Annotated in this window: 13 protein-coding genes; 11 read left to right on the top strand and 2 right to left on the bottom strand. The window is 30.8% G+C overall.

Annotated features, from left to right (window positions below):
- Positions 1-65: 65 nt before the first annotated feature.
- Positions 66-1,082: a LacI family DNA-binding transcriptional regulator gene (locus tag Q0958_RS11120; RefSeq protein ID WP_299123023.1), complete on the bottom strand. Its 1,017-nt coding sequence runs from the start codon at positions 1,080-1,082 to the stop codon at positions 66-68.
- 197 nt (positions 1,083-1,279) lie between these two features.
- On the opposite strand from Q0958_RS11120, the gene Q0958_RS11115 reads away from it, so the two are divergent.
- The 10 genes from Q0958_RS11115 to thrC all read left to right on the top strand — a co-directional run bounded on the left by Q0958_RS11115 (position 1,280) and on the right by thrC (position 18,186).
- Positions 1,280-4,201: a SusC/RagA family TonB-linked outer membrane protein gene (locus tag Q0958_RS11115; RefSeq protein ID WP_299123021.1), complete on the top strand. Its 2,922-nt coding sequence runs from the start codon at positions 1,280-1,282 to the stop codon at positions 4,199-4,201.
- A gap of 10 nt (positions 4,202-4,211) precedes the next feature.
- Positions 4,212-5,822: a RagB/SusD family nutrient uptake outer membrane protein gene (locus tag Q0958_RS11110; protein ID WP_299123019.1), complete on the top strand. Its 1,611-nt coding sequence runs from the start codon at positions 4,212-4,214 to the stop codon at positions 5,820-5,822.
- A 19-nt stretch (positions 5,823-5,841) separates the two neighbouring features.
- Positions 5,842-6,963 (top strand): SusE domain-containing protein, encoded by a 1,122-nt coding sequence (locus Q0958_RS11105; RefSeq protein WP_299123017.1) that lies wholly within the window; start codon positions 5,842-5,844, stop codon positions 6,961-6,963.
- A 30-nt stretch (positions 6,964-6,993) separates the two neighbouring features.
- Positions 6,994-8,667: a SusE domain-containing protein gene (locus tag Q0958_RS11100; RefSeq protein ID WP_299123015.1), complete on the top strand. Its 1,674-nt coding sequence runs from the start codon at positions 6,994-6,996 to the stop codon at positions 8,665-8,667.
- 58 nt (positions 8,668-8,725) lie between these two features.
- On the top strand, positions 8,726-11,833 hold the full coding sequence (locus Q0958_RS11095) for an alpha-amylase family glycosyl hydrolase (RefSeq protein ID WP_299123013.1): 3,108 nt from the start codon (positions 8,726-8,728) through the stop codon (positions 11,831-11,833).
- On the top strand, positions 11,833-12,528 hold the full coding sequence (locus tag Q0958_RS11090) for a hypothetical protein (RefSeq protein ID WP_299123010.1): 696 nt from the start codon (positions 11,833-11,835) through the stop codon (positions 12,526-12,528). Before Q0958_RS11095 ends, Q0958_RS11090 begins: the two co-directional genes overlap by 1 nt.
- 343 nt (positions 12,529-12,871) lie before the next feature.
- Entirely contained in the window at positions 12,872-15,313 is a 2,442-nt protein-coding gene (thrA, locus tag Q0958_RS11085) for a bifunctional aspartate kinase/homoserine dehydrogenase I (RefSeq protein WP_299123008.1), read from the top strand.
- Between the two features lie 9 nt (positions 15,314-15,322).
- Positions 15,323-15,958, top strand: a complete 636-nt coding sequence (locus tag Q0958_RS11080; protein ID WP_299123006.1) for a class I SAM-dependent methyltransferase — start codon at positions 15,323-15,325, stop codon at positions 15,956-15,958.
- Positions 15,955-16,887 carry a homoserine kinase gene (locus tag Q0958_RS11075; RefSeq protein WP_299123004.1) on the top strand — a complete coding sequence of 311 codons (933 nt, stop codon included), beginning with the start codon at positions 15,955-15,957 and terminating at the stop codon, positions 16,885-16,887. Before Q0958_RS11080 ends, Q0958_RS11075 begins: the two co-directional genes overlap by 4 nt.
- 12 nt (positions 16,888-16,899) lie before the next feature.
- Positions 16,900-18,186, top strand: a complete 1,287-nt coding sequence (thrC, locus tag Q0958_RS11070) for a threonine synthase (RefSeq protein WP_299123002.1) — start codon at positions 16,900-16,902, stop codon at positions 18,184-18,186.
- A gap of 44 nt (positions 18,187-18,230) precedes the next feature.
- Here the strand turns inward: thrC and Q0958_RS11065 are convergent, their stop codons facing one another.
- Entirely contained in the window at positions 18,231-19,355 is a 1,125-nt protein-coding gene (locus Q0958_RS11065) for an alpha/beta hydrolase-fold protein (RefSeq protein ID WP_299123000.1), read from the bottom strand.
- Positions 19,356-19,534: 179 nt separating this feature from the next.
- Here Q0958_RS11065 and Q0958_RS11060 point away from each other — a divergent pair, with 179 nt between their 5' ends.
- A complete protein-coding gene (locus tag Q0958_RS11060; protein WP_299122998.1) occupies positions 19,535-21,307 on the top strand; it encodes a long-chain fatty acid--CoA ligase in 1,773 nt (590 codons plus the stop codon).
- Positions 21,308-21,354 lie beyond the last annotated feature (47 nt).

Below are 21,354 nucleotides of genomic sequence, written 5' to 3'. Positions count from 1 at the left end.
TTGATAAGTCTTTTTGTCGTGATAAAGATATAACTTAGATTGTTAACTATAAAAAAAAGTTACTATTACGATTTCGTAGATTCTCTAATCTTCAAGTTACTGGAAATCACTTTTGTTTGAAACCTTTTTTTATCATCTCCATTCTCTATTCTATCTATTAACATTTCTGCTGCTTGTTTCCCCATAGTAAACCCATGTTGAACAACCGTAGTAATAGATGGTGATGAATATTCTGATATTAAACCATCTGTAAATCCGACTATTGAAATATCTTCAGGTACTCTCAAACCTTTTTCTTTTGCTATTCGTATAGCGATAGCTGCATAAATTTCGTTTACAGCAAACACAGCATCTACCTCATGCTTAAACAATTCTTTTATTTGAGTATAAATATCCTTCTCTTCATCTACTTCAATAATTAAATCCCTATCAATAACTTCTCCTTGTTCTTTTAATGCTTTTTCATAACCTTGCTCTCTATGTAAACCTACTGTTACATGCTCAGGAGTAGTTATAATTGCTATTTTTTTACAACCTAAATCTAATAAATATTTAGTTGCTTTATATCCAGCCCCTATATCATCGACTATTACTTTATCACAATTTATGGATGCGTGCGTTCTATCAAACAACACTAAAGGAACTTCATTTTCCGTTAATCTTTCAAAATGAGAGAAAGTATTATTTTCTAGTGTTTCTTTTGCTATTGAAACTAATAAACCATCAACACTTCCATTAGTTAAAACATCTATAGTTTCTGCTTCTTTCTTCTCATTATTATTAGAAAAACAAACCATGATATTATACCCTCTTTTATTCGCCTCGTCTTCAATACCTTTAATAACTGTTGAAAAAAAGTGGTGTACAATTTTGGGTAAAATAATACCAATAACTTTTGTTTTCTGATTTCTTAATTGTAGGGCTAAATTATTAGGTCTATAATTATAGTAATCGGCATATGCTTTTATACGATCTTTTGTCTCCTTACTAATCTCATAACTGTCTCTCAAAGCTTTAGAAACTGTTGAAACAGATACACCTAACTCTTTCGCTATTATCTTTATGGTAATTTTTGGCTTCATATTTTACAAAACTGATAAATTTTTCGGTTAATATTATCGATATGTTAAGTTAAAGTAAAAAAGTTATTAACACGAAAACGTTTTCGCAGCATTAATAGTACCTAGAAAGACATTTTAATGACTACCTTCACGGAGTGGAATTTAAATTATTGATTGCTTATTAATCAAATTTACAGTTATTATTTAATAATTTATACATGAAAAATTTAAAATTATTGTTCAGTGGAATTCTACTACTTTCCTCTATAACAATGTTTGCCCAACAAACTGTTAAAGGTAAAGTTACAGAAAAAGACACGGGTGAACCTTTACCCGGTGTAAGTATTATCATAAAAGGGACAATTAAAGGTACTGAAACCGACTTTGATGGTAATTATAGTATTCAAAATGTTAAACCTACAGATGTTCTAATTTATTCCTTTATAGGTTTAAAAACAAAAGAAGTATTAGTAGGTAATCAAACCGCAATCAATGTTTCGTTAGAAAACGACAACCAAAACTTAGATGAAGTTGTTGTAGTTGGTTACGGTACTACTACAGTAAAAGATGCTACAGGTTCTGTAGAAGCTATTACAGCAAAAGATTTTACAAAAGGTAATGTTGTAACTCCAGAAAACTTATTAAGCGGACGAGTTTCTGGTGTAGAAATTAAAACAAGTGGTGCACCAGGTTCTGGTTCTGAAATCAGAATTCGTGGTGGTTCTTCTATCAGTGCCTCTAACAATCCTTTAATAATTATAGATGGTTTACCTATTGAAGAAAAAAGTGTTGAAGGGTCTCGTGGTATTTTAGCGAATATAAACCCAAATGATATAGAATCATTCTCTGTATTAAAAGATGCTTCTGCTACAGCTATTTATGGTTCACGTGCCTCAAATGGTGTAATTATCATTACAACTAAAAAAGGTAAAAGAGATTTCACTTTAGATTTAGATTACCAATTTACTTATGGTGAAATTAGAAATAGAGTGAATGTTTTTTCTGCAGATGCTTTTAGAAGCTTAATCCAACAAAGAAGACCAGGAGATACTGGCTTATTAGGTACAGCGAATACAAATTGGCAAGATGAAATTTTTAGATCTACAGGTTCTTCTCTTACTAATTTAACTGCTAAAGGTCAAATCTTCGGAGCTATCCCTACTAGGTTATCTTTAGGGTTTGCAAATCAAGAAGGAAACGTATTAACATCTAACTTTGATAGAAAAACTATATCGTTATCGATGAACCCTACAATATTAGATGATCATTTAAAAATAAGCTTAAATTATAATAGAAATTTTGAAGATAGTAGATTTGCAGACGCTCAAGGACAAATAGGAGCAGCTTTACGTTACGATCCTACACAACCTATTTATGATCCTTCTTCTCCATTTGGAGGTTTTTACCAACATAGAAATGGAGATGTAGTTTTAAATGGAACTCAGAACCCTGTAGCTGCATTATTACAAGCTAATAGTAATGGTAAAGTTTTTAGACATTTTGGGAATTTAAGTTTTGATTATAAACTTCACTTCTTTCCAGATTTGAGGGCTGTAGTTAATGTTGGTTTTGATAAATCTGAAGGTAGTTCAACTTTCTCTAAACCTTTTGATCTTGGAAATGCTAATCCGATATTACGTTTTGCTGGTGAAAGATCATCTAAATACTCACAAAGAAGCAATGAATTATTAGATACATATTTAAATTATACTAAAGAATTAGAAAAAGTAAATTTTGATATTACTGCTGGATATTCTTACCAAAGATTTAAATATTCTGGTGGTGAATCAGGAAATATACTAAACCCTACATCTTTTGCAACAACATTTGCAGAACCTAACGTTGTAAACATTGGTTTCTTTGGTAGAGTAAAAGTTGATTATTTAGATAAATATTTACTTACTTTAAACTATCGTAAAGATGGAACTTCACGTTTTAGTAGTAATAATAGATGGGGAGACTTTGGAGGTGCTGCTTTAGCTTGGAAAATAAGTGAAGAAGACTTCTTAAAGGGGTCTGATGTTATCTCTGATTTAAAATTAAGAGTTAGTTACGGTTTAACTGGACAACAAAATTTACCAGACATTAATGATGTATATTTAAACAGGTATCGTTTTGGAAATCAGAATTCACAATTCCAATTTGGTAATAATCCTATTAAAGCTACGATTCCTTCAGTTATTAACCCTAACTTAAAGTGGGAAGAGACTGCTACTTTAGAATTTGGTATTGATTATGGATTATTTAACAATAGATTTGACGGTTCTTTAAACTATTTTAATAAAAAATCAACAGACTTATTATTTAACACAGGTTTACCTGATGGTATTAACTTTAGTAATCAAGTAATTCAAAATGTTGGTGATTTAGAAATTAACGGTATTGAATTCACTTTTAATGGTGATATTATAAAAACTGAAGATATTAATTGGAATTTTACTTCTAATGTTACATATCTTGATAGAAAAATTACTGCTTTATCAAATAATAGTGATATTAGAACAGGAGATATCTCTGGAGGTACAGGTAATAAAATTCAACTTTTAAGAGAAGGATTTGCTCCAAACTCTTTTTACGTATTCAAACAACTATATAATAGTGCAGGAAAACCTATAGAAGGGGCTTATGCTGACTTAAATGGTGATGGAATTATAAATGACGATGATCGTTATTTAAAAGAAAACCCTGCTGCTGATTTAATTTTCGGTTTCCAATCAAACTTTAACTACAAGAATTTTGATTTATCTTTCAACTTAAGAGCTAATATTGGAAATTATGTTTATAACAATGTAAATTCTGCTAGAGCACAATATGCTTTATTAAAAGATAATGAAGTATTAGGTAATATACCTACTTCAGTTTTAGCTACTGACTTTGTAAATACTTCAGATGTTTTAAATTCTGACATCTTTATAGAAAATGCATCATTCTTAAGAATGGATAATATTACTATTGGTTATACATTTGATAGACCTATTAAAAAGTTTTCAAAAAATAGTATTCGTATTTGGGCTGGGGTGCAAAATGTATTTACTATTACAAACTATAGTGGTTTAGACCCTGAGGTATTTGGAGGAATTGATAATACTATATATCCAAGACCAAGAAACTTCCTTATCGGTACTAATATTAAATTTTAATACTAAAAAAATGAAAAAATATATTCAATCAATAAAGTTCATAGCTTTCTTAGCAAGTATAGCTTTGGTTGTTTCTTCGTGTACTAAAGATTTAGATATTACACCACAAGATGATCAAACTGTATTAAGTGAGGAGTTATTTAAAAATGAAAGTGCCTATAAAGAAGTTTTAGCTGGTGTTTATGCTAATTTATCTTTAACAGGAGTAGATGGAGCTGGAAGTTCAAACGTACAAGGTTTAGATGCTGGTACAAGTCAATATGGTCGTGTATTAGTATACTTACAAACTTTATCAGCAGATCAGATGATTTGGTCGTACGAAAACGATCCAGGTACTAGAGAAATTCAACGTAACATTTGGACTGCTCAAAACCCATTACTATATGGTTTCTTTGGTAGAGCTTCTGTTTCAATTTCTTTTGCTAACAACTTTTTAAGAGAAACTACCGATGCTAAATTAGATGCTAGAAATGTTTCTGCTGCAACAAGAACAAATATTAAAACTTTTCGTGCAGAGGCTAGATTATTAAGAGCATTATCTTATTATCATTTAATGGATTTATTTGGAAAAGCTCCAATGATAATTGAAACTGATCCGGTTGTTAATTTTAATCCACCACAAGCAGATAGAGCTGCTCTTTTTACTTTTATAGAAAGTGAACTAAAAGCTATTGAAGCAGATTTAATGGATCCAATGACAAACGAATATGGACGTGCTGACAAAGCTGTAGCATGGATGATATTAGCTAAAATGTACTTAAATGCAGAAGTATATATTTCCCAGAATAAATATACAGAGTCTTTAACATATCTTACTAAAATAATTAACGGAGGTTATACTTTAGCTCCTGATTATTTAAACAATTTCATGGCGGATAACAATACTAACCCTGCTAAAAATGAAATTATCTTTCCTTTAATTTCTGATGGTATTACAATACAAAACTTTGGTCCAACAACTGTTATGGTTAATGGAGAAGTTGGTAGCATTGAATCAAATGGAGTTTCGTTAGGTGTTGGTGCCAACGGATGGGGAGGTGCTTTAAGGGTTAGAAAGCAATTTGCTGACTTATTTAATGGTGGTGTATTTAACAATGACTCTAGAAATACATTAATCACAGCACAAAGAAATGCAAATATTACTGATATTTCAGATCAGGATCAAGGATATATTATTGCTAAATATTCTAATCGTACTTCAACAGGAGCACAAGGTAGCGATCAAACGTTTGTAGACACAGATTTTCCTTTATTTAGACTTGCAGATGTATACTTAATGTATGCAGAAGCTGTTTTAAGAGGTGGTACTGGTGGAACAAATGCTAATGCCCTTAACTATGTAAATCAATTAAGAACACGTGCAAACAACCCACAGACAATTACGGCTGCTGAGTTAACTTTAGATTTTATTTTAGATGAAAGAGCTCGTGAATTACACTGGGAAGCTCACAGAAGACAAGATTTAATTCGTTTTGGAAGATTTACAGGTGGAAATTACAATTGGGCATGGAAAGGAAATGCTAGTAATGGTATTTCTATCCCTAACCACATGAATGTATATCCAATTCCTAGCAATAGTTTAGCTTCAAATCCTAATTTAACTCAAAATACTGGGTACTAATATTTGAAAACATTTAATTATGAAAAATAAATTTTTAAAACTAACAAGTTTAGTCATTGCATTAGTTACACTTAGTGTGTTTAATGCTTGTGATGATACTTCAGATATATTTACAGTATCCGATGGAACTGCATCAGTTTTAGCCGATGTTAGTATAAATAAAATCACATTAGATCCTGTTAACACTACAACTCCTGCGTTAACTTTAAATTGGTCTAATGCCAATTACGGACAACAAACAGCTATTAATTATGCTGTACAATTTTCTAGTGATGAAGCTTTTACTTCACCTGTAACTGCTACAACATTAACTGGAAAAAACGATGTGACTTTTTCTATGGCTGAATTAAATTCTGCTGCAGGAAATGCAGGTTTAAATCCTTTTGAGTGGAGTACTGTTTATGTAAGAGTCGTTTCTTCACTAGGAACTCAAAATGGAAACCCAGTAAATTCTAACACAATTAATTTAATGGTTTACCCATACTTTAACTATGTGTTTAAAGATTATTATTTAGTTGGAAATGCAACAGCTGCCGACTGGAACAACAACAATAATAATCCTGCTTTATTCCGTAAACCTAACGATGAGAACGAATATACTTATACTGCTTATTTTGGAGCAGGTGAATTTAAAGTTCTTGAAACAAAAGGTCTATGGCAACCTCAATGGGGTACTAATGATGGTAACTTAAATGGAGGGGAATATGCTGGTTCAATTGAAGTAAATCCAGGTGGAGGAACAGATCCGGGTACATTCCCTGCTAATAACAATGCGATAACAGCTGGCTTTTATACACTTACTATCAACTTTGCTAGTAAAAAGTATTCTTTCAAATCTTATGATGCAACTGGAAAAACTAGCCCTGCCTCATTAGCTATACAAGGAACTGCTGTCACTGCTTCTACCCCATTAACAGCATCTACTTTTGATGGTCATATTTGGAATATTAGTAATGTACATTTAACTCCAGGAAATTTAAAGTTTGTAACAGGAGCTGGAGCTTCTTGGGGAAGTAATACTTCATTTTCTGGAACTGCAACTGATGGAGGTGCAGATATTCCTGTAATTGTTGAAGATGATTACGATGTTTGGTTTAATGATTTAACAGGAGAATATATCCTTGTTCCATTAAACTTATAAAAAATAGATTTTAACATAATCACAATAAAAATGAAATATTTACATAAATTAAGCCTAATATTATTAGCTTTCACGCTAATATTTAGCTCTTGTGATACGGAAGAAAGTTTAAATATTGTTACTCCAGAAGCTAAATTTGTATTGAATGCACCTGGAATTTCAAATGTATTTTTAAACTTTTCTTTACCAGACAACCCTGCTTTTACCATTACTTGGATTGATGAAGTTACAGGTAGCACTGATTATATGGTAGAAATGGCTTTAGAAGATACTTTTGCTAGTCCTGTACTTTTAGGAACTACAAATAAGAATAGTTTTACAATGACAGTATCTGAATTCAATACTGTTTTAAGTAATGCAAATATCAAATCATTTACAGAAACTGGTGTTTATATCAGATTAAAAGCTGGTAGTGAAACTTCTAATACTATTTTATTACAAGTATCAAAATTTGCCGTAAAAGTTCCTGTAATAACTAGCCCAGATAATACATTTACAAAAGTATTATCTGATACTGACCCTAGTTTAACTGCATTAACAATTAATTGGAACGACCCAGAGGCAGCTGATAATAGTAGTGTTAAAATTACTTATGAAATAGAAATGGCTCTAGGAGGAACTAATTTTGCTACCGTAAGTAATATTGGATCAACAGAAAACAAATCATTCGAAATTTCTCATGAAGCTTTAAATGATGCAGTTATCGCTGCTGGAGGAGTTGCTAATACTGCTGCTAACTTTGATTTTAGAATAAAAGCAATTGCAAAAACAGCTTCGGGAGATTTATCTAGAACATCTGAAATGATTACTATTTCATTAACTCCATATAAAGGTGCTGTGCCAGACAACTTATTCATGGTAGGTTCACATAATGGATGGAATAATGCTGATGCAACTCAAAAGTTTTATAATGATGGAAACGGAGTATTCTCAAGAGTACAAATGTTCAATGCAAACGACGAATTTAAAATGTTACCTACTTCAGGTTCTTGGGATGGAGACTGGGGAGAAGACCCAACAAATACTGGTAAAATAGTACAAGATGGTGAACAAAACATTAAAGTTACTACTGCAGGAAACTATATCGTAATTATCGACTTTAACACATTAAGTTTTAAGCTTTCTAAAATAGATAACTTATACATGGTTGGAGCTCATAACGGATGGAATAATGCAGATGCAACTCAGCAATTCAATACTTCAGGAAATGGAGTATTTACAAGAATTCAAACTTTCTCAGCAGGTGATGAATTTAAAATGTTACCAACTTCAGGTTCTTGGGATGGTGATTGGGGAGAAAATAAAAACTCTTCAGGAAAAATTATCCAAGATGATGAACAAAACATAAAAGTAGCTGACGCTGGTACTTATATGGTAACAGTTGATTTCAATGACTTATCATATTCATTAGTAACTGTTCCTTCTGCTCTACATTTGGTAGGATCAATTAATGGATGGGATAATACTACTGCAGCTCCATTTACAAAAATTTCAGAAGGAGTATTTGAAATTAATCAAGTATTAACTGCTGCTGATGAATTTAAGTTTTTACCAATGCAAGGATCTTGGGATAACGATTGGGGTGAAAGCTCTAAATATCCAGGAATGATTGTTAGAGATGGTGAAAGCAATGTTAAATCGCCAGGAAATGGTACATATAAAATTACTGTAGATTTTAATAAAGGTACAGTAACTGTTAAATAATTTTTTGAAAAGGCTGGTTTATAACTAAACCAGCTTTTTCTTTTTCTACCAAATTACAATGAAAAAAATCCTACTATCCCTTTTTACATTTATAGTATCAATAGGTTTGTTTTCTCAACAACAAAACATTGATTTTGCTATAAATCCAAATACGTTTAATGAAACAGATGATATAACAATTACTTTTTCAAATATAAATCCTGCAACATGGGGAGTTACTGATTTATATTTATGGAGTTGGTCATATGATACAAATGATTTGAATTCAATGGATGCTCCAAATAATGGTACTTGGACAAGCTCCAATGAAGCTCAAAAACTAACAAAAAACAACAACGGAACATATTCAATTACATTAAAACCAACCACATTTTACAACAGAACTGGTATTGGTAAAATAGGTTTTTTAGTAAAGGCAAAAGATGGTTCTGGAGACAAAAAAACGCAAGATATGTATGCTGAAGTTGGGGCTGCCATTCCTGACCCTATTGTTACAGAAGCTACATTACCAAATGGTATGAAAGATGGATTAAACTTAAATCCTAATGATAATACAAAAGCTACTTTTGTACTATACGCTCCTCAAAAAAAATTTGTAAACCTTATTGGAAGTTTTAATAATTGGCAAAGAGATGATGTAAACTACTTATTAAAAAAAGATAGTGCTAAAGACCGTTTTTGGATTGAAGTAACTAATTTAACACCTCAAACAAATATCACCTATCAATACCTAGTAGATGGTGATTTAAGAATAGCTGACCCCTACTCTACCACAATATTAGATCAGAATAATGATTCTGGTATTAATGCTACAACTTATCCGAATTTACCAGCATATCCAACAGGAAAAACTGAACATGCTGTATCCTTATTCAAAACAGGAGAAGCTGCTTACAATTGGCAAATTACCAACTTTACAAAACCAGCTAGAACAGATTTAGTAATCTACGAACTATTAATAAGAGATTTTGATCAATTACATAGTTTTGACGCTGTCAAAAACCGTTTAGATTACATCCAAAATTTAGGAGTTAACGCAATCGAATTAATGCCTGTTAGTGAATTTGATGGAAATGAATCATGGGGATACAACCCTTCTTTTCATATGGCCTTGGATAAATACTATGGAACAAAAGAAGCGTTTAAGCAATTTATTGATGAATGTCATAAACGTGGAATTGCTGTTATTTTAGATGTAGTTTATAATCACGCTACAGGACAAAATCCGTATTTCAGAATGTGGAATACAAGTAATGGTGGTTACGGAGGTCAACCAGCAGCAGATAGTCCTTTCTTTAATGTTTCTGCAAAACATTCATTCAATGTTTTCAACGACTTTAATCATAGCAAACAAGCTACAAAAGATTATGTAAAAAGAACATCACAATACTGGATTGACGAATTTAAAATTGATGGTTTTCGTTGGGATTTAACCAAAGGTTTTACTCAAAATTGTTCAGATGGTAACGATTCTTGTACAAATGCATATCAAGCAGACAGAGTTGCTGTTTTAAAAGAATATGCGGATTACCAATGGGAAAAAGATGCTAATTTCTATGTTATTTTCGAACATTTAGGAACAAATCAAGAAGAAACTGAATGGGTGAATTATCGTTTAAACGAAGGTAAAGGTATTATGTTTTGGAGCAATTTAAATCATCAATATAATGAAGCTACATTAGGATATCATGATAGTGGAAAATCAGATTTTTCTTGGATAGATTATCGCAAAAGAAACTGGACTACTCCTGCTAACATTTCTTATATGGAAAGTCATGATGAGGAACGCTTAATGTATAAAAACTTACAGTTCGGTAATTCAAACGCAAGTTATAGTGTTAAGAATTTAGCAACAGCATTAGAAAGAATGAAAGTAGCTGGTGCATTTTATTTTACCATACCAGGTCCTAAAATGATTTGGCAATTTGGTGAACTAGGTTATGATATAAGTATTGAAGAAAATGGTAGAACTGGTAATAAGCCTATTCTTTGGAATTATGAAAATGAGCCAAATAGAAAAGCTATTTATGATACTTGGAAAGACTTAATCAAATTAAAAAATGGAGATCCTATTTTTAGAACTGGAGATTTCACTTTAGATGTTAATAAAACTACAGGTTTAAAAACCATTCATTTAACAAAAGCTTCTGCTACAGGTAATGAAGTTAAATATGTTACTATCATTGGTAATTTTGGAATTACAACACAATCAATAAATCCAAAATTTCAAGAAACTGGTGATTGGTATGAGTTTTTAAATAACAACTTAAAAACAACTATTACTGATGTTAATGGGTTAATTTCACTGGCGCCAGGAGAATTTAAAATCTTTGGTAATAATCCTTCTAGTTTATTTGCGAATAATGATACTGATGGTGATGGTGTTTTAAATAGTAATGATAACTGTCCAAATACTCCTGCAGGAGCTAAAGTAGATGTTTTTGGCTGTGAAATATTTACCTTACCTGCAAACAACTTTTCTTTACAAGTTTTAAGTGAAACTTGTAGAACTAGTAACAATGGTAGTATTATAATTTCTGCTCAGAAGAATTTAAACTACACAGCAACGCTTACTGGTAATTCGGTTTCTTTAACTAAAACATTTACTACAACACACACTTTTGAAAATCTTTCAGCTGCAACTTATGAAGTTTGCATTACTGTAGATGGGCAACCTAATTATAAAATATGCTTTAATTCAGTTATTACAGAACCAGAAGATATTACGGTTGCTTCTAAAGTTGCAAAGAAAAGCAAAACAGTGGAGCTTAAATTAGAAGGTAGTAAAAACTATAATATTACGCTAAATGATAAAACTTATAAAACATCAAACTCGTTTATAGAATTACCTCTTTTACAAGGAAAGAATACATTAAAAATTGTAGGTGATAAAGATTGTCAAGGAATTTTTGAAAAAACAATTTATTTAGGCGAAGAAATTAGCACTTTCCCTAACCCGTCAACTACTCATATTAATGTTTATTTAGGTACTTTAAAAGAAAAAGCATCAATAGATATATATGCGTTGAATGGAAGTTTAATTTATCAAACATCAGCAAATTCTGAAACAAAAAGAATCGATGTTTCGGATTTAGCTAAAGGAATGTACATTTTATATGTAACAAAAAACAATGAAAGTAAATCGTTTAAAATAATTAAAGAATAATGGCTTTTCGTAATATATATTTTATCCTTTTTTCAGGTTTAATTTTAACTTCTTGTGGAGGTGGTAGTAGCGCGGAAGATATTCCACCAGCAGCTCCAACTAAAGCTACATTAGTTTTCCCTGAACAAAATTCTGAATGCAACGAAGGAACTATTATTAGTGATACTCAAAGTTCAGTAACATTTAATTGGTCTGATGCGACAAACACAACTAATTATGAAATCTTTGTAAAAAACTTAGACACTGATGTTACTTCTACATATACAAGTAGCGATTCTGAAAAGATTATCACTATTAACAGAGGAACTCCATACTCTTGGTATGTAGTTTCAAAAAATTCAGGTACACAGGTAGCACAAAGTGATACGTGGAAGTTTTATAATGCAGGTAAACCTGTTTCATCACACGCTCCTTTTCCTGCTGATCTAGTGAGTCCATCTATGGGAGCTAACTTAGCTAGTACTACAACAACCGTAAATTTAAAATGGACAGGTAGTGACGTTGACAATGATATCAATAAATATACAATTCAATTAAATACAACAAGCCCCCCTACTAGTTCTATAGGTACAGTAACGACAACTTCGTTAGACACCAATGTAAGCTCTAATACGACATATTATTGGAGAGTAATAACTGAAGATTCTAAAGGTAATACATCAACCTCAGAAATATTTCAGTTTAAAATTAACTAGAAAAAAAGGCATTTACTAAGTAAATGCCTTTTTTATTTCCTCTCTCTAGTGGTAAACACTAGCCCTAACCTATTATTTTTCAAAAAATTAAAAAAGAATAGCATTAATTCAAAAAAAAGTATACATTTGAATCGATGTTAAACAACAAAGGAAATATTAATTCTTTACCAGTCGTAAACTTTACGACTTCTTTTGTTGGCACTACTACAATTACTACTATCATTACGGGTACCCTTTAGGGGGTTCATTTTTTACATATCATCTTAGGCTATAGTTATATTTTTGAAAGACTCAAAAACAGATAACTCATTCAAAATCAATTTATAATTTCACACATTAAACAATGAAAGTTTTAAAATTTGGTGGATCATCAGTTGCCAATCATCAAAACATCAAAAAGGTTTTACATATTGTAAAACAAGTATCTAAACACGAAAAAGTTGCAGTTATAGTCTCTGCTTTCGGAAAAACAACCGATAAATTATTAGCAACAGCACAAGTAGCTTTAAAAGATAATAGTACCGTTAATCAATCAATTACAGAATTAGAAGAGTTACATTTTTCTGTAATTAAAGAATTAATTTCTGAAGAAAAACAATTAAAAGTAATTCAAGAAGTTCAGTTTTTATTTAACAGATTGAAGGCTATTTATGAAGGTATTTTTCTCTTACAAGAGCTTTCCCCTAAAACTCTAGCTAAAGTAGCTAGTTTTGGAGAAAGATTGTCATCTTATATTATTGCCAATGCTGCAAAGGAATTAATAAATGCAACACATAAAGACAGTAGAGAACTTATAATTACAAATAGTGATTCTTTAAATGCTCAGGTAAATTTTGAACTAACTAATAAAAACTGTAGCAGCTTTTTTAAAGAAAACTTTTTTGATGCAGTTATCTTAGGTGGGTTTATAGCTTCCAATGTAAAAAATGAAACAACAACTCTAGGACGTGGTGGTTCTGATTATTCTGCAGCCATTTATGCAGCTGCTCTTAATGCTAATGAACTTCAAATTTGGACAGATGTTAGTGGAATGTATTCAGCAAATCCTAGCATAGTAAAACAAGCATTTCCAATTACTCAAATTTCATATGAAGAAGCAATGGAATTATCGCATTTTGGAGCCAAAGTCTTGTACCCTCCTACTATTCAACCAGTATTAGAAAAAGAAATTCCTATTCGAATCAAAAATACATTTGATCCAGAAAATGAAGGAACTCTAATTTCTAAAGAATCTACCAATCATAAGCCTGTAAAAGGAATTACGCACATAGAAAATATAAATCTCTTAACTCTTGAGGGAAGTGGCATGATTGGTATTCCTGGTTTTTCAAAACGAATGTTCGAAACATTGTCTCAACAAAATATCAATGTAGTATTTATAACACAAGCTTCTTCTGAGCATTCTATTTGTATTGGAGTTTACGAAGAAGACGCTTCACTAGCGAAAGAATCATTAAATGAAACTTTTTCTTTTGAAATTCGACAACATAAACTTAATCCAGTTTTAGTTGAAAACAACCTTGTCATTATAGCTTTAGTAGGTGATAAAATGAAAAATCACCAAGGTTTGAGTGGACAAATGTTTAGTGCTTTAGGAAAAAATAATGTAAACGTAAGAGCAATTGCACAAGGAGCTTCAGAAAAAAATATTTCGGCTGTTATAAATAGTTCTGATGCAAAAAAAGCGCTGAATACATTACATGAACAGTTTTTTGAAGAAAAAGTAAAACAATTAAACCTGTTTGTAACAGGTGTTGGAAATGTAGGTGAACGATTTTTAGCACAGGTTTACCAACAAAAAGAGTTTTTAAAAGAAAACTTAAAATTAAACATTCGAGTAATTGGAGTTTCTAACTCTAGAAAAATGGTATTTCATGAAGAAGGTATCGATTTATCGAATTGGAAAAAACAGTTAAAAAATGGCGAAGAAAGCTCTATACAATCATTTTTTGAACGTTCAAAATCTTTCAATCTTCGTAATTCTGTTTTTGTTGATAACACAGCCAATCAATCGGTTTCTGAAATTTACGAAAACTATCTACGTAATAATATTGCAGTAGTTACTTGCAATAAAATAGCTTGTGCTTCAGATTTAGAAAATTATAAAAAACTAAAGAAAATCTCCAATAAGTATAATGCTCCGTTTTTATTTGAAACTAATGTTGGTGCTGGACTACCAATTATAGATACTTTAAAAAATTTAATCGCTTCTGGAGATAGAGTTCATAAAATACAAGCTGTTTTATCTGGAACTTTAAATTTTGTATTCAATAATTTTAATAACAAGAATACTTTTCATGATGTTGTTGCTGATGCACAAGCACAGGGCTATACTGAACCAGACCCGAAAATTGATTTAAGTGGAATTGATGTTGCTAGAAAAATATTGATTTTAGCTCGTGAAAGTGGTTTTAACTTAGAATTATCAGACATTAAAAACAATGCGTTCTTACCTGAAAAAAGCTTAAAAACAACCAATAATGATGAATTTTACGCTAGTTTAACTGAATATGAAGTTCATTTTCAAAAAATATTTAAAAATGCTAACAATCAAAATTGTCGTTTAAAATATGTAGCTGAATTTGAAAATGGGAAAGCTAATGTTGGTTTACAGCATATTCCTTCTGACCATCCTTTTTACAATTTAGAAGGTAGCGATAATATTGTGTTATTCTTTACAGATAGATATCCTGTAAATCCATTGCAGATAAAAGGTGCTGGTGCTGGTGCAGATGTAACTGCTTCAGGAATTTTTGCTGACGTTATTAGAATAGGAAATAATTAAAATTGAATGGTGAATAAGTATCAACATATCATAGAAACTTATAATAAGGTATCACAGCAATACCATGATAAATTTATGGAAGCAACTGTATATCATCATAGTTATGATAGGCTTTTAAAACATTGTAAAAATGACCATAAAACAATCTTAGATGTTGCCTGTGGTCCTGGAAATATTACTAAGTATTTACTTAATAAAAGGAGTGATTTTAAAATTCTAGGGATAGATGCCGCAGAAAATATGATTCAATTAGCAAAAGAACATGTTAAAGATGCTAGTTTTAAAGTAGAAGACTGTAGAAACATTAAATACTTAAATCAAAAATTTGATCTTATTATTTTCGGTTTCTGTTTTCCATATATCTCAAAAGAAGATTGTATTCAGTTAATTCAAGATGCTTATACTATCTTAAATGAAAATGGATTACTTTATATAAGCACAATGATAGGCGATTATAATACTGACTCTGAATATAAAACTAGTTCAGATGGAAAAAATAGCTTATTTATTCATTACCATAATCGAGAATATTTAGTTGATGCTTTACAAAACAACAAGTTTCAACTATTAGAAAATTACACAAAAAAATACCAAGAAGGTACTACGATTGGTGATACCGACTTATTTTTAATTGCAAAAAAATGAACTATATAAAAATATTTGCTCCAGCAACAGTTGCTAATGTTTCTTGCGGATTTGATTCTATGGGATTTTCCGTAGATACGATTGGCGACGAAATGACTTTTACAAAAACTGTAGAAAAAGGAGTTAAAATAACACAAATAACTGGCGCTAAAGGTTTGTCTTTAAACCCAAAAGAAAATGCGGCAGGAGTAGTTGCTTTAGCTATGCTTAAAGAACATTCAGTAGACTTTGGTATAGAAATTACTATGCATAAGGGATATTCACCTGGAAGTGGATTAGGAAGTAGCGCTGCAAGTTCTGGAGGTACTGCTTTTGGTGTAAATGAATTATTAGGAAAGCCATTTTCTAGCTTAGAGCTTACAAAATTTGCAATGTTAGGTGAAAAAGCTGCCTGTGGGACTCCTATAGCTGATAATGTAGCCGCAGCTATTTTTGGAGGTTTTGTCTTAATAAGAAGTTATGAACCTCTAGACATTATAAAGCTGCCTGTTCCTAATGAATTACAATTAGTTGCTATACATCCACAAATAGAAGTAAAAACTAAGGACGCTAGAGATGTATTACCTCAAAAAGTATCTTTAAAAGATGCTACAACTCAATGGGCTAACGTTGGTGGTCTTGTTAGTGGATTGTATACAAATAATTATCTAGTAATAGCCAATTCATTAACTGATGTTATTGTAGAACCAGTTAGAAAGCATTTAATTCCTCATTTTGATTTAGTTAAAAATGAAGCTATCAAAGCAGGTGCATTAGGAGCAGGAATATCTGGTTCTGGCCCTACAATTTTTGCATTATGTAAAGGTGAAAAAACAGCTAATAATGTATATAAAGCTATACAAAATGCATACAGTGATAAAAACATTGATTTTAATCTTTTTACATCTAAAATAAATACACAAGGAGTTAAAATATTAGAGACAAAATAAACACAACACAAAATGAAATATTACAGTTTAAATAAAAAATCACCAAAAGTTAGTTTTCAAGAAGCTGTTGTAAACGGATTAGCTCCTGATAGAGGTTTATATTTCCCAGAAAATATTACTCCTTTAGACAAAGACTTTATTGAAAATATTGGAGAATATTCTAATGAAGAAATTGCATATAAAGCTATTCAACAATTTGTAGGAGATGAAATACCTACCGAAACTTTACAAGAAATAATTAAAGAGACATTGTCTTTTGATTTTCCTGTTGTTTCAATTGAAGAAAATATTGGAACCTTAGAATTATTTCATGGTCCTACTATGGCTTTTAAAGACGTAGGAGCTCGTTTTATGGCACGTTGCTTAGGATATTTTAATAGAAACAACAACAATAAAGTAACTGTTTTAGTAGCTACTTCTGGCGACACTGGAGGTGCTGTTGCTCATGGATTTTTAGGGGTAAAAGGTGTAGAAGTAGTTATACTCTACCCTAGCGGAAAAGTAAGTGATATTCAAGAAAAACAATTAACTACTTTAGGGCAAAACATTACAGCTTTAGAAGTTAACGGAGTATTTGATGACTGTCAAGATATGGTAAAAACTGCTTTTCTAGATTCAGAAATAAATCGCGTTTTAACTTCAGCTAACTCAATTAACATTGCTCGTTGGTTACCTCAAATGTTTTATTTTTTCTTTGCTTATAAACAGGTCTATAAACAGCAAAAAGATGTTGTATTCTCTGTTCCTAGTGGAAACTTTGGTAACATTTGTGCTGGTATTATGGCTCAAAAATTAGGCCTTCCAATCAAACATTTTGTAGCCGCTACGAATGTAAATGACACTGTTCCTAACTTTTTAAAAGACGGAAACTATAACCCAAAACCATCAATAGCTACAATTTCTAATGCTATGGATGTTGGAAACCCTAGTAACTTTATACGTATTCAAGAATTGTTCAATAATGATTTAAATGCTTTAAAAAGTACTTTCTCATCCTATTCTTTTACAGATAAAGAAACACGTGGTGCAATGAAAGCAATACACAAAGAAAGTAATTATATTGCCGATCCTCATGGAGCCGTTGGGTACTTGGGAGCTAAAGAATATCAAAAAGAAAATCCAAATTCTATAAGTTTATTTTTAGAAACAGCACACCCAGTAAAGTTTTTAGATGTAGTAGAAAATACATTAGGTATTCAAGTAACTATTCCTGAACAAATTCAATCGATTATGCATCGAAAGAAGAGCGCAATAGCCATAAACTCATATGAAGATTTAAAAACTTTTCTTAATTCTTAAAATAAAAAAAGCCTCAATATTTTGAGGCTTTTTAAATAAATAATTTATAATTTATTCTTCGCTATTTTAAGTCCTTTCTTCATTAACTTATCAAACTCAGATTTAGGATATTTCTTTATACCTTCTTCAAAAAACTTAATAGCATTTTTATAATCTTTATGCTTTAAATAGAATTGAGCTAATCTATTTTTCCAATAAGCACTATCATATCTTCTCGTATCTAAAACATCTTTAAACTCTTCCATAAAAAAGCTAAAGTATTTAAAATTGTCACGTCTCCATGCTAACCATATCAATGAATTTTTAGTGCTATTATCTATTTTACCACTACCCCCAAAACGTTTAGCTCTTTCTTTAAAAAAAGACTTTAAATACGGAATTCCTCCTGCTTTTTCATAAGCTTCAATACTTTCAAAGACTAAGGAATCATAATTATGATAATAATACATAATCCCTTTGTACATTGCTAAATGTGGCATTGTTTCATGTACTTCATCATTAAATAATTCATATTTCCAAAGTAAATTTTCGGGATTGTGCTTTTTCAATTCTTTACTAAACGCTTCTGTTGAAGATATATAATAAATATCTTTCTTAGAATTCGCTATGTACAGATATACATCTTTAGTCGATTTAAAATTTTTAATAATCTTCTCAGATGCAAAACCTCCATCAGTTATAATAGCACCATTAAACAATTCGTTTTTTTCTAAAATTAGCTTACTAACATAATATGCAGCTGCTTCCCATCCATATATGAGTCGTTCATTTGTAGTTCTAAAGTTACCATCTATGAAACTAATCACTTCTTTCTCTAAAAATGATGTAAATTTTGTTCTCTCGTTATTAAACAAAGTTCTTCTTAATGGGTTTTTATTTTTAATTCCAACAATAATCATTTCTGGAATAGCTCCTGGAGTCCTTAATGATTTTTGAATCCCTACTCCGTTTGTAAAAAACCACTGCCCATCTAAAATATACATTACTGGATACCTTTCTTTTGAGCTATCATAACTATCAGGTAAATAAACTTGAATTTCTCTATTTTCATTTAAAATAGTTGATTCAATTATATAATTAGTACCAATGGTTATTTCATTTCCTTTCTTTTGAGAATAGGAATGAAATGTAACCAATAACATTAAAATTAAGATTGTTTGTTTAACCATAGTTTGAAAAGTTTTTTCTCAAATTTAAAAATATAGTTATCATATAATTAACGTTTTAGCTTCTTTATAAATATTTTAACTAAAACTTAAAAAACATTGATGATGCTTTACATAATTAATTTTTAACAATTAACTCTTTCACTTTTTTTTCATAGATTTATGGCAAACCGCTTACATTTATGCAAAAACCTACAGAAATTACTCGCCTTTTTGATTTCCCTTATTACCAGTTACATACCTATCCACAACAAAAATGTTTAGTTTATAAAGAAAATGATACTTGGAAAGATATTTCAACTCAAGACTATATAAAACAAGCTAATCAAGTAAGTAGAGCTTTATTAAAATTAGGAATAAAAAAAGGAGATAAAATAGCTGTAATTACGTCTGTAAACCAACCAAAATGGCATATTTTAGATATAGGCGTTATGCAAATTGGAGCCATAAATGTACCGCTATATCCTACATTCTCTGAAAAAGATTATGCATATATTTTAAATCACTCTGATAGTGTATTCTGTTTTGTTTCTGATGATGAATTATATCAAAAAGTGATAAAAGTTCAAGATCAAACGCAAATTAAAAAAGTATACACTTTCGAAGATATTGATGCTGACTATAGCTGGACTTCTTTCTTATCTCAAGGAAAAAATAATGAATTACAATCAGCTGTAGAAAACTCTAAAGATAATGTACAACCTGAGGACTTAGCTACTATTATTTATACATCAGGAACTACAGGTACTCCAAAAGGAGTTATGCTTTCACATCAAAATGTAGTTAGTAATATTTTTGCAGTAGGTGATTCCTTAGATTTACACGACAACCAAAAAAAGGCTATCAGTTACCTTCCTATCTGTCATATTTTCGAAAGAGCAGCGTCCTATTATTGTCAATACATGGGCTTTGAAATTCATTTTGCTGAAAGTATTGAGAAAATTGGAGATAATTTAAAAGAAGTTAGACCTAACTTTATGGCAGTAGTGCCAAGATTATTAGAAAAAGTTTTTGATAAAATTGTAGATAAAGGAAGTAACTTATCAGGTATAAAAAAACGTTTATTCTTTTGGGCACTTAAACTTGGAGAACAATACAAACCTTATAAGGCAAATGGTTGGTGGTATGAATTTCAACTAGGAATAGCTAGAAAACTTATTTTTTCTAAATGGCAAGAAGCTTTAGGTGGTCAGTTAGATTTTATGTTAGCAGGAAGTGCACCAATGCAGCCAAGATTAATTAAGGTATTTACTGCAGCAGGAATCCCAGTTTTTGAAGGTTATGGAATGACCGAAACATCTCCTGCCATTTCAGTAACAGACATGCGTAATAATGGTTTTAAAATAGGCACAGTTGGAAGAATCATTAAAGACGTTGAGGTTAAAATTGCTGATGATGGAGAAATCTTGGTAAAAGGTCCAAATGTAATGATGGGATATTATAAAAATGAGGAACAAACTAATGAAACCATTAAAAACGGTTACTTACATACAGGAGACATAGGAGAAATTGACTCAGAAGGTTTTTTAAAGATTACAGATAGGAAAAAGGAAATTTTTAAAACATCTGGTGGTAAATACATAGCTCCTGCTGTATTAGAAAGTGAATTAAAAAAATCACGTTTTATTGAACAAATTATGGTTATTGGAGAAAGTGAAAGAATGCCTGCAGCACTGATTCAAATATCTTTCGAATTTGTATACGAATGGGCTAAAAGACATCATCATACAATTACTGATGTTTCTACTGATCAAAAACTGATAAATCGTATTCAAAAAGAAATTGATTTTTACAATAAAAAATTTGGTAATTGGGAGCAAATTAAACGGTTTGAAATCACTTCAGATGAATGGACTACCGATGCTGGGCATTTAACCCCAACATTGAAAATGAGACGTAAAATTATCTTAGAAAAATACAACGATTTATATAAAAAAATATATAATTCACAATAAATCAAGCATTAAGCTCAAACTTGTGCAATCGGTCTATTTTTCATAAT

It is taken from the genome of uncultured Tenacibaculum sp. (assembly GCF_947499065.1).
In the GTDB taxonomy this organism is placed as follows: Bacteria; Bacteroidota; Bacteroidia; order Flavobacteriales; family Flavobacteriaceae; genus Polaribacter.
The sequence above is the reverse complement of the archived record's forward strand: the minus strand, read 5'-3'. Positions and strand labels throughout refer to the sequence as shown.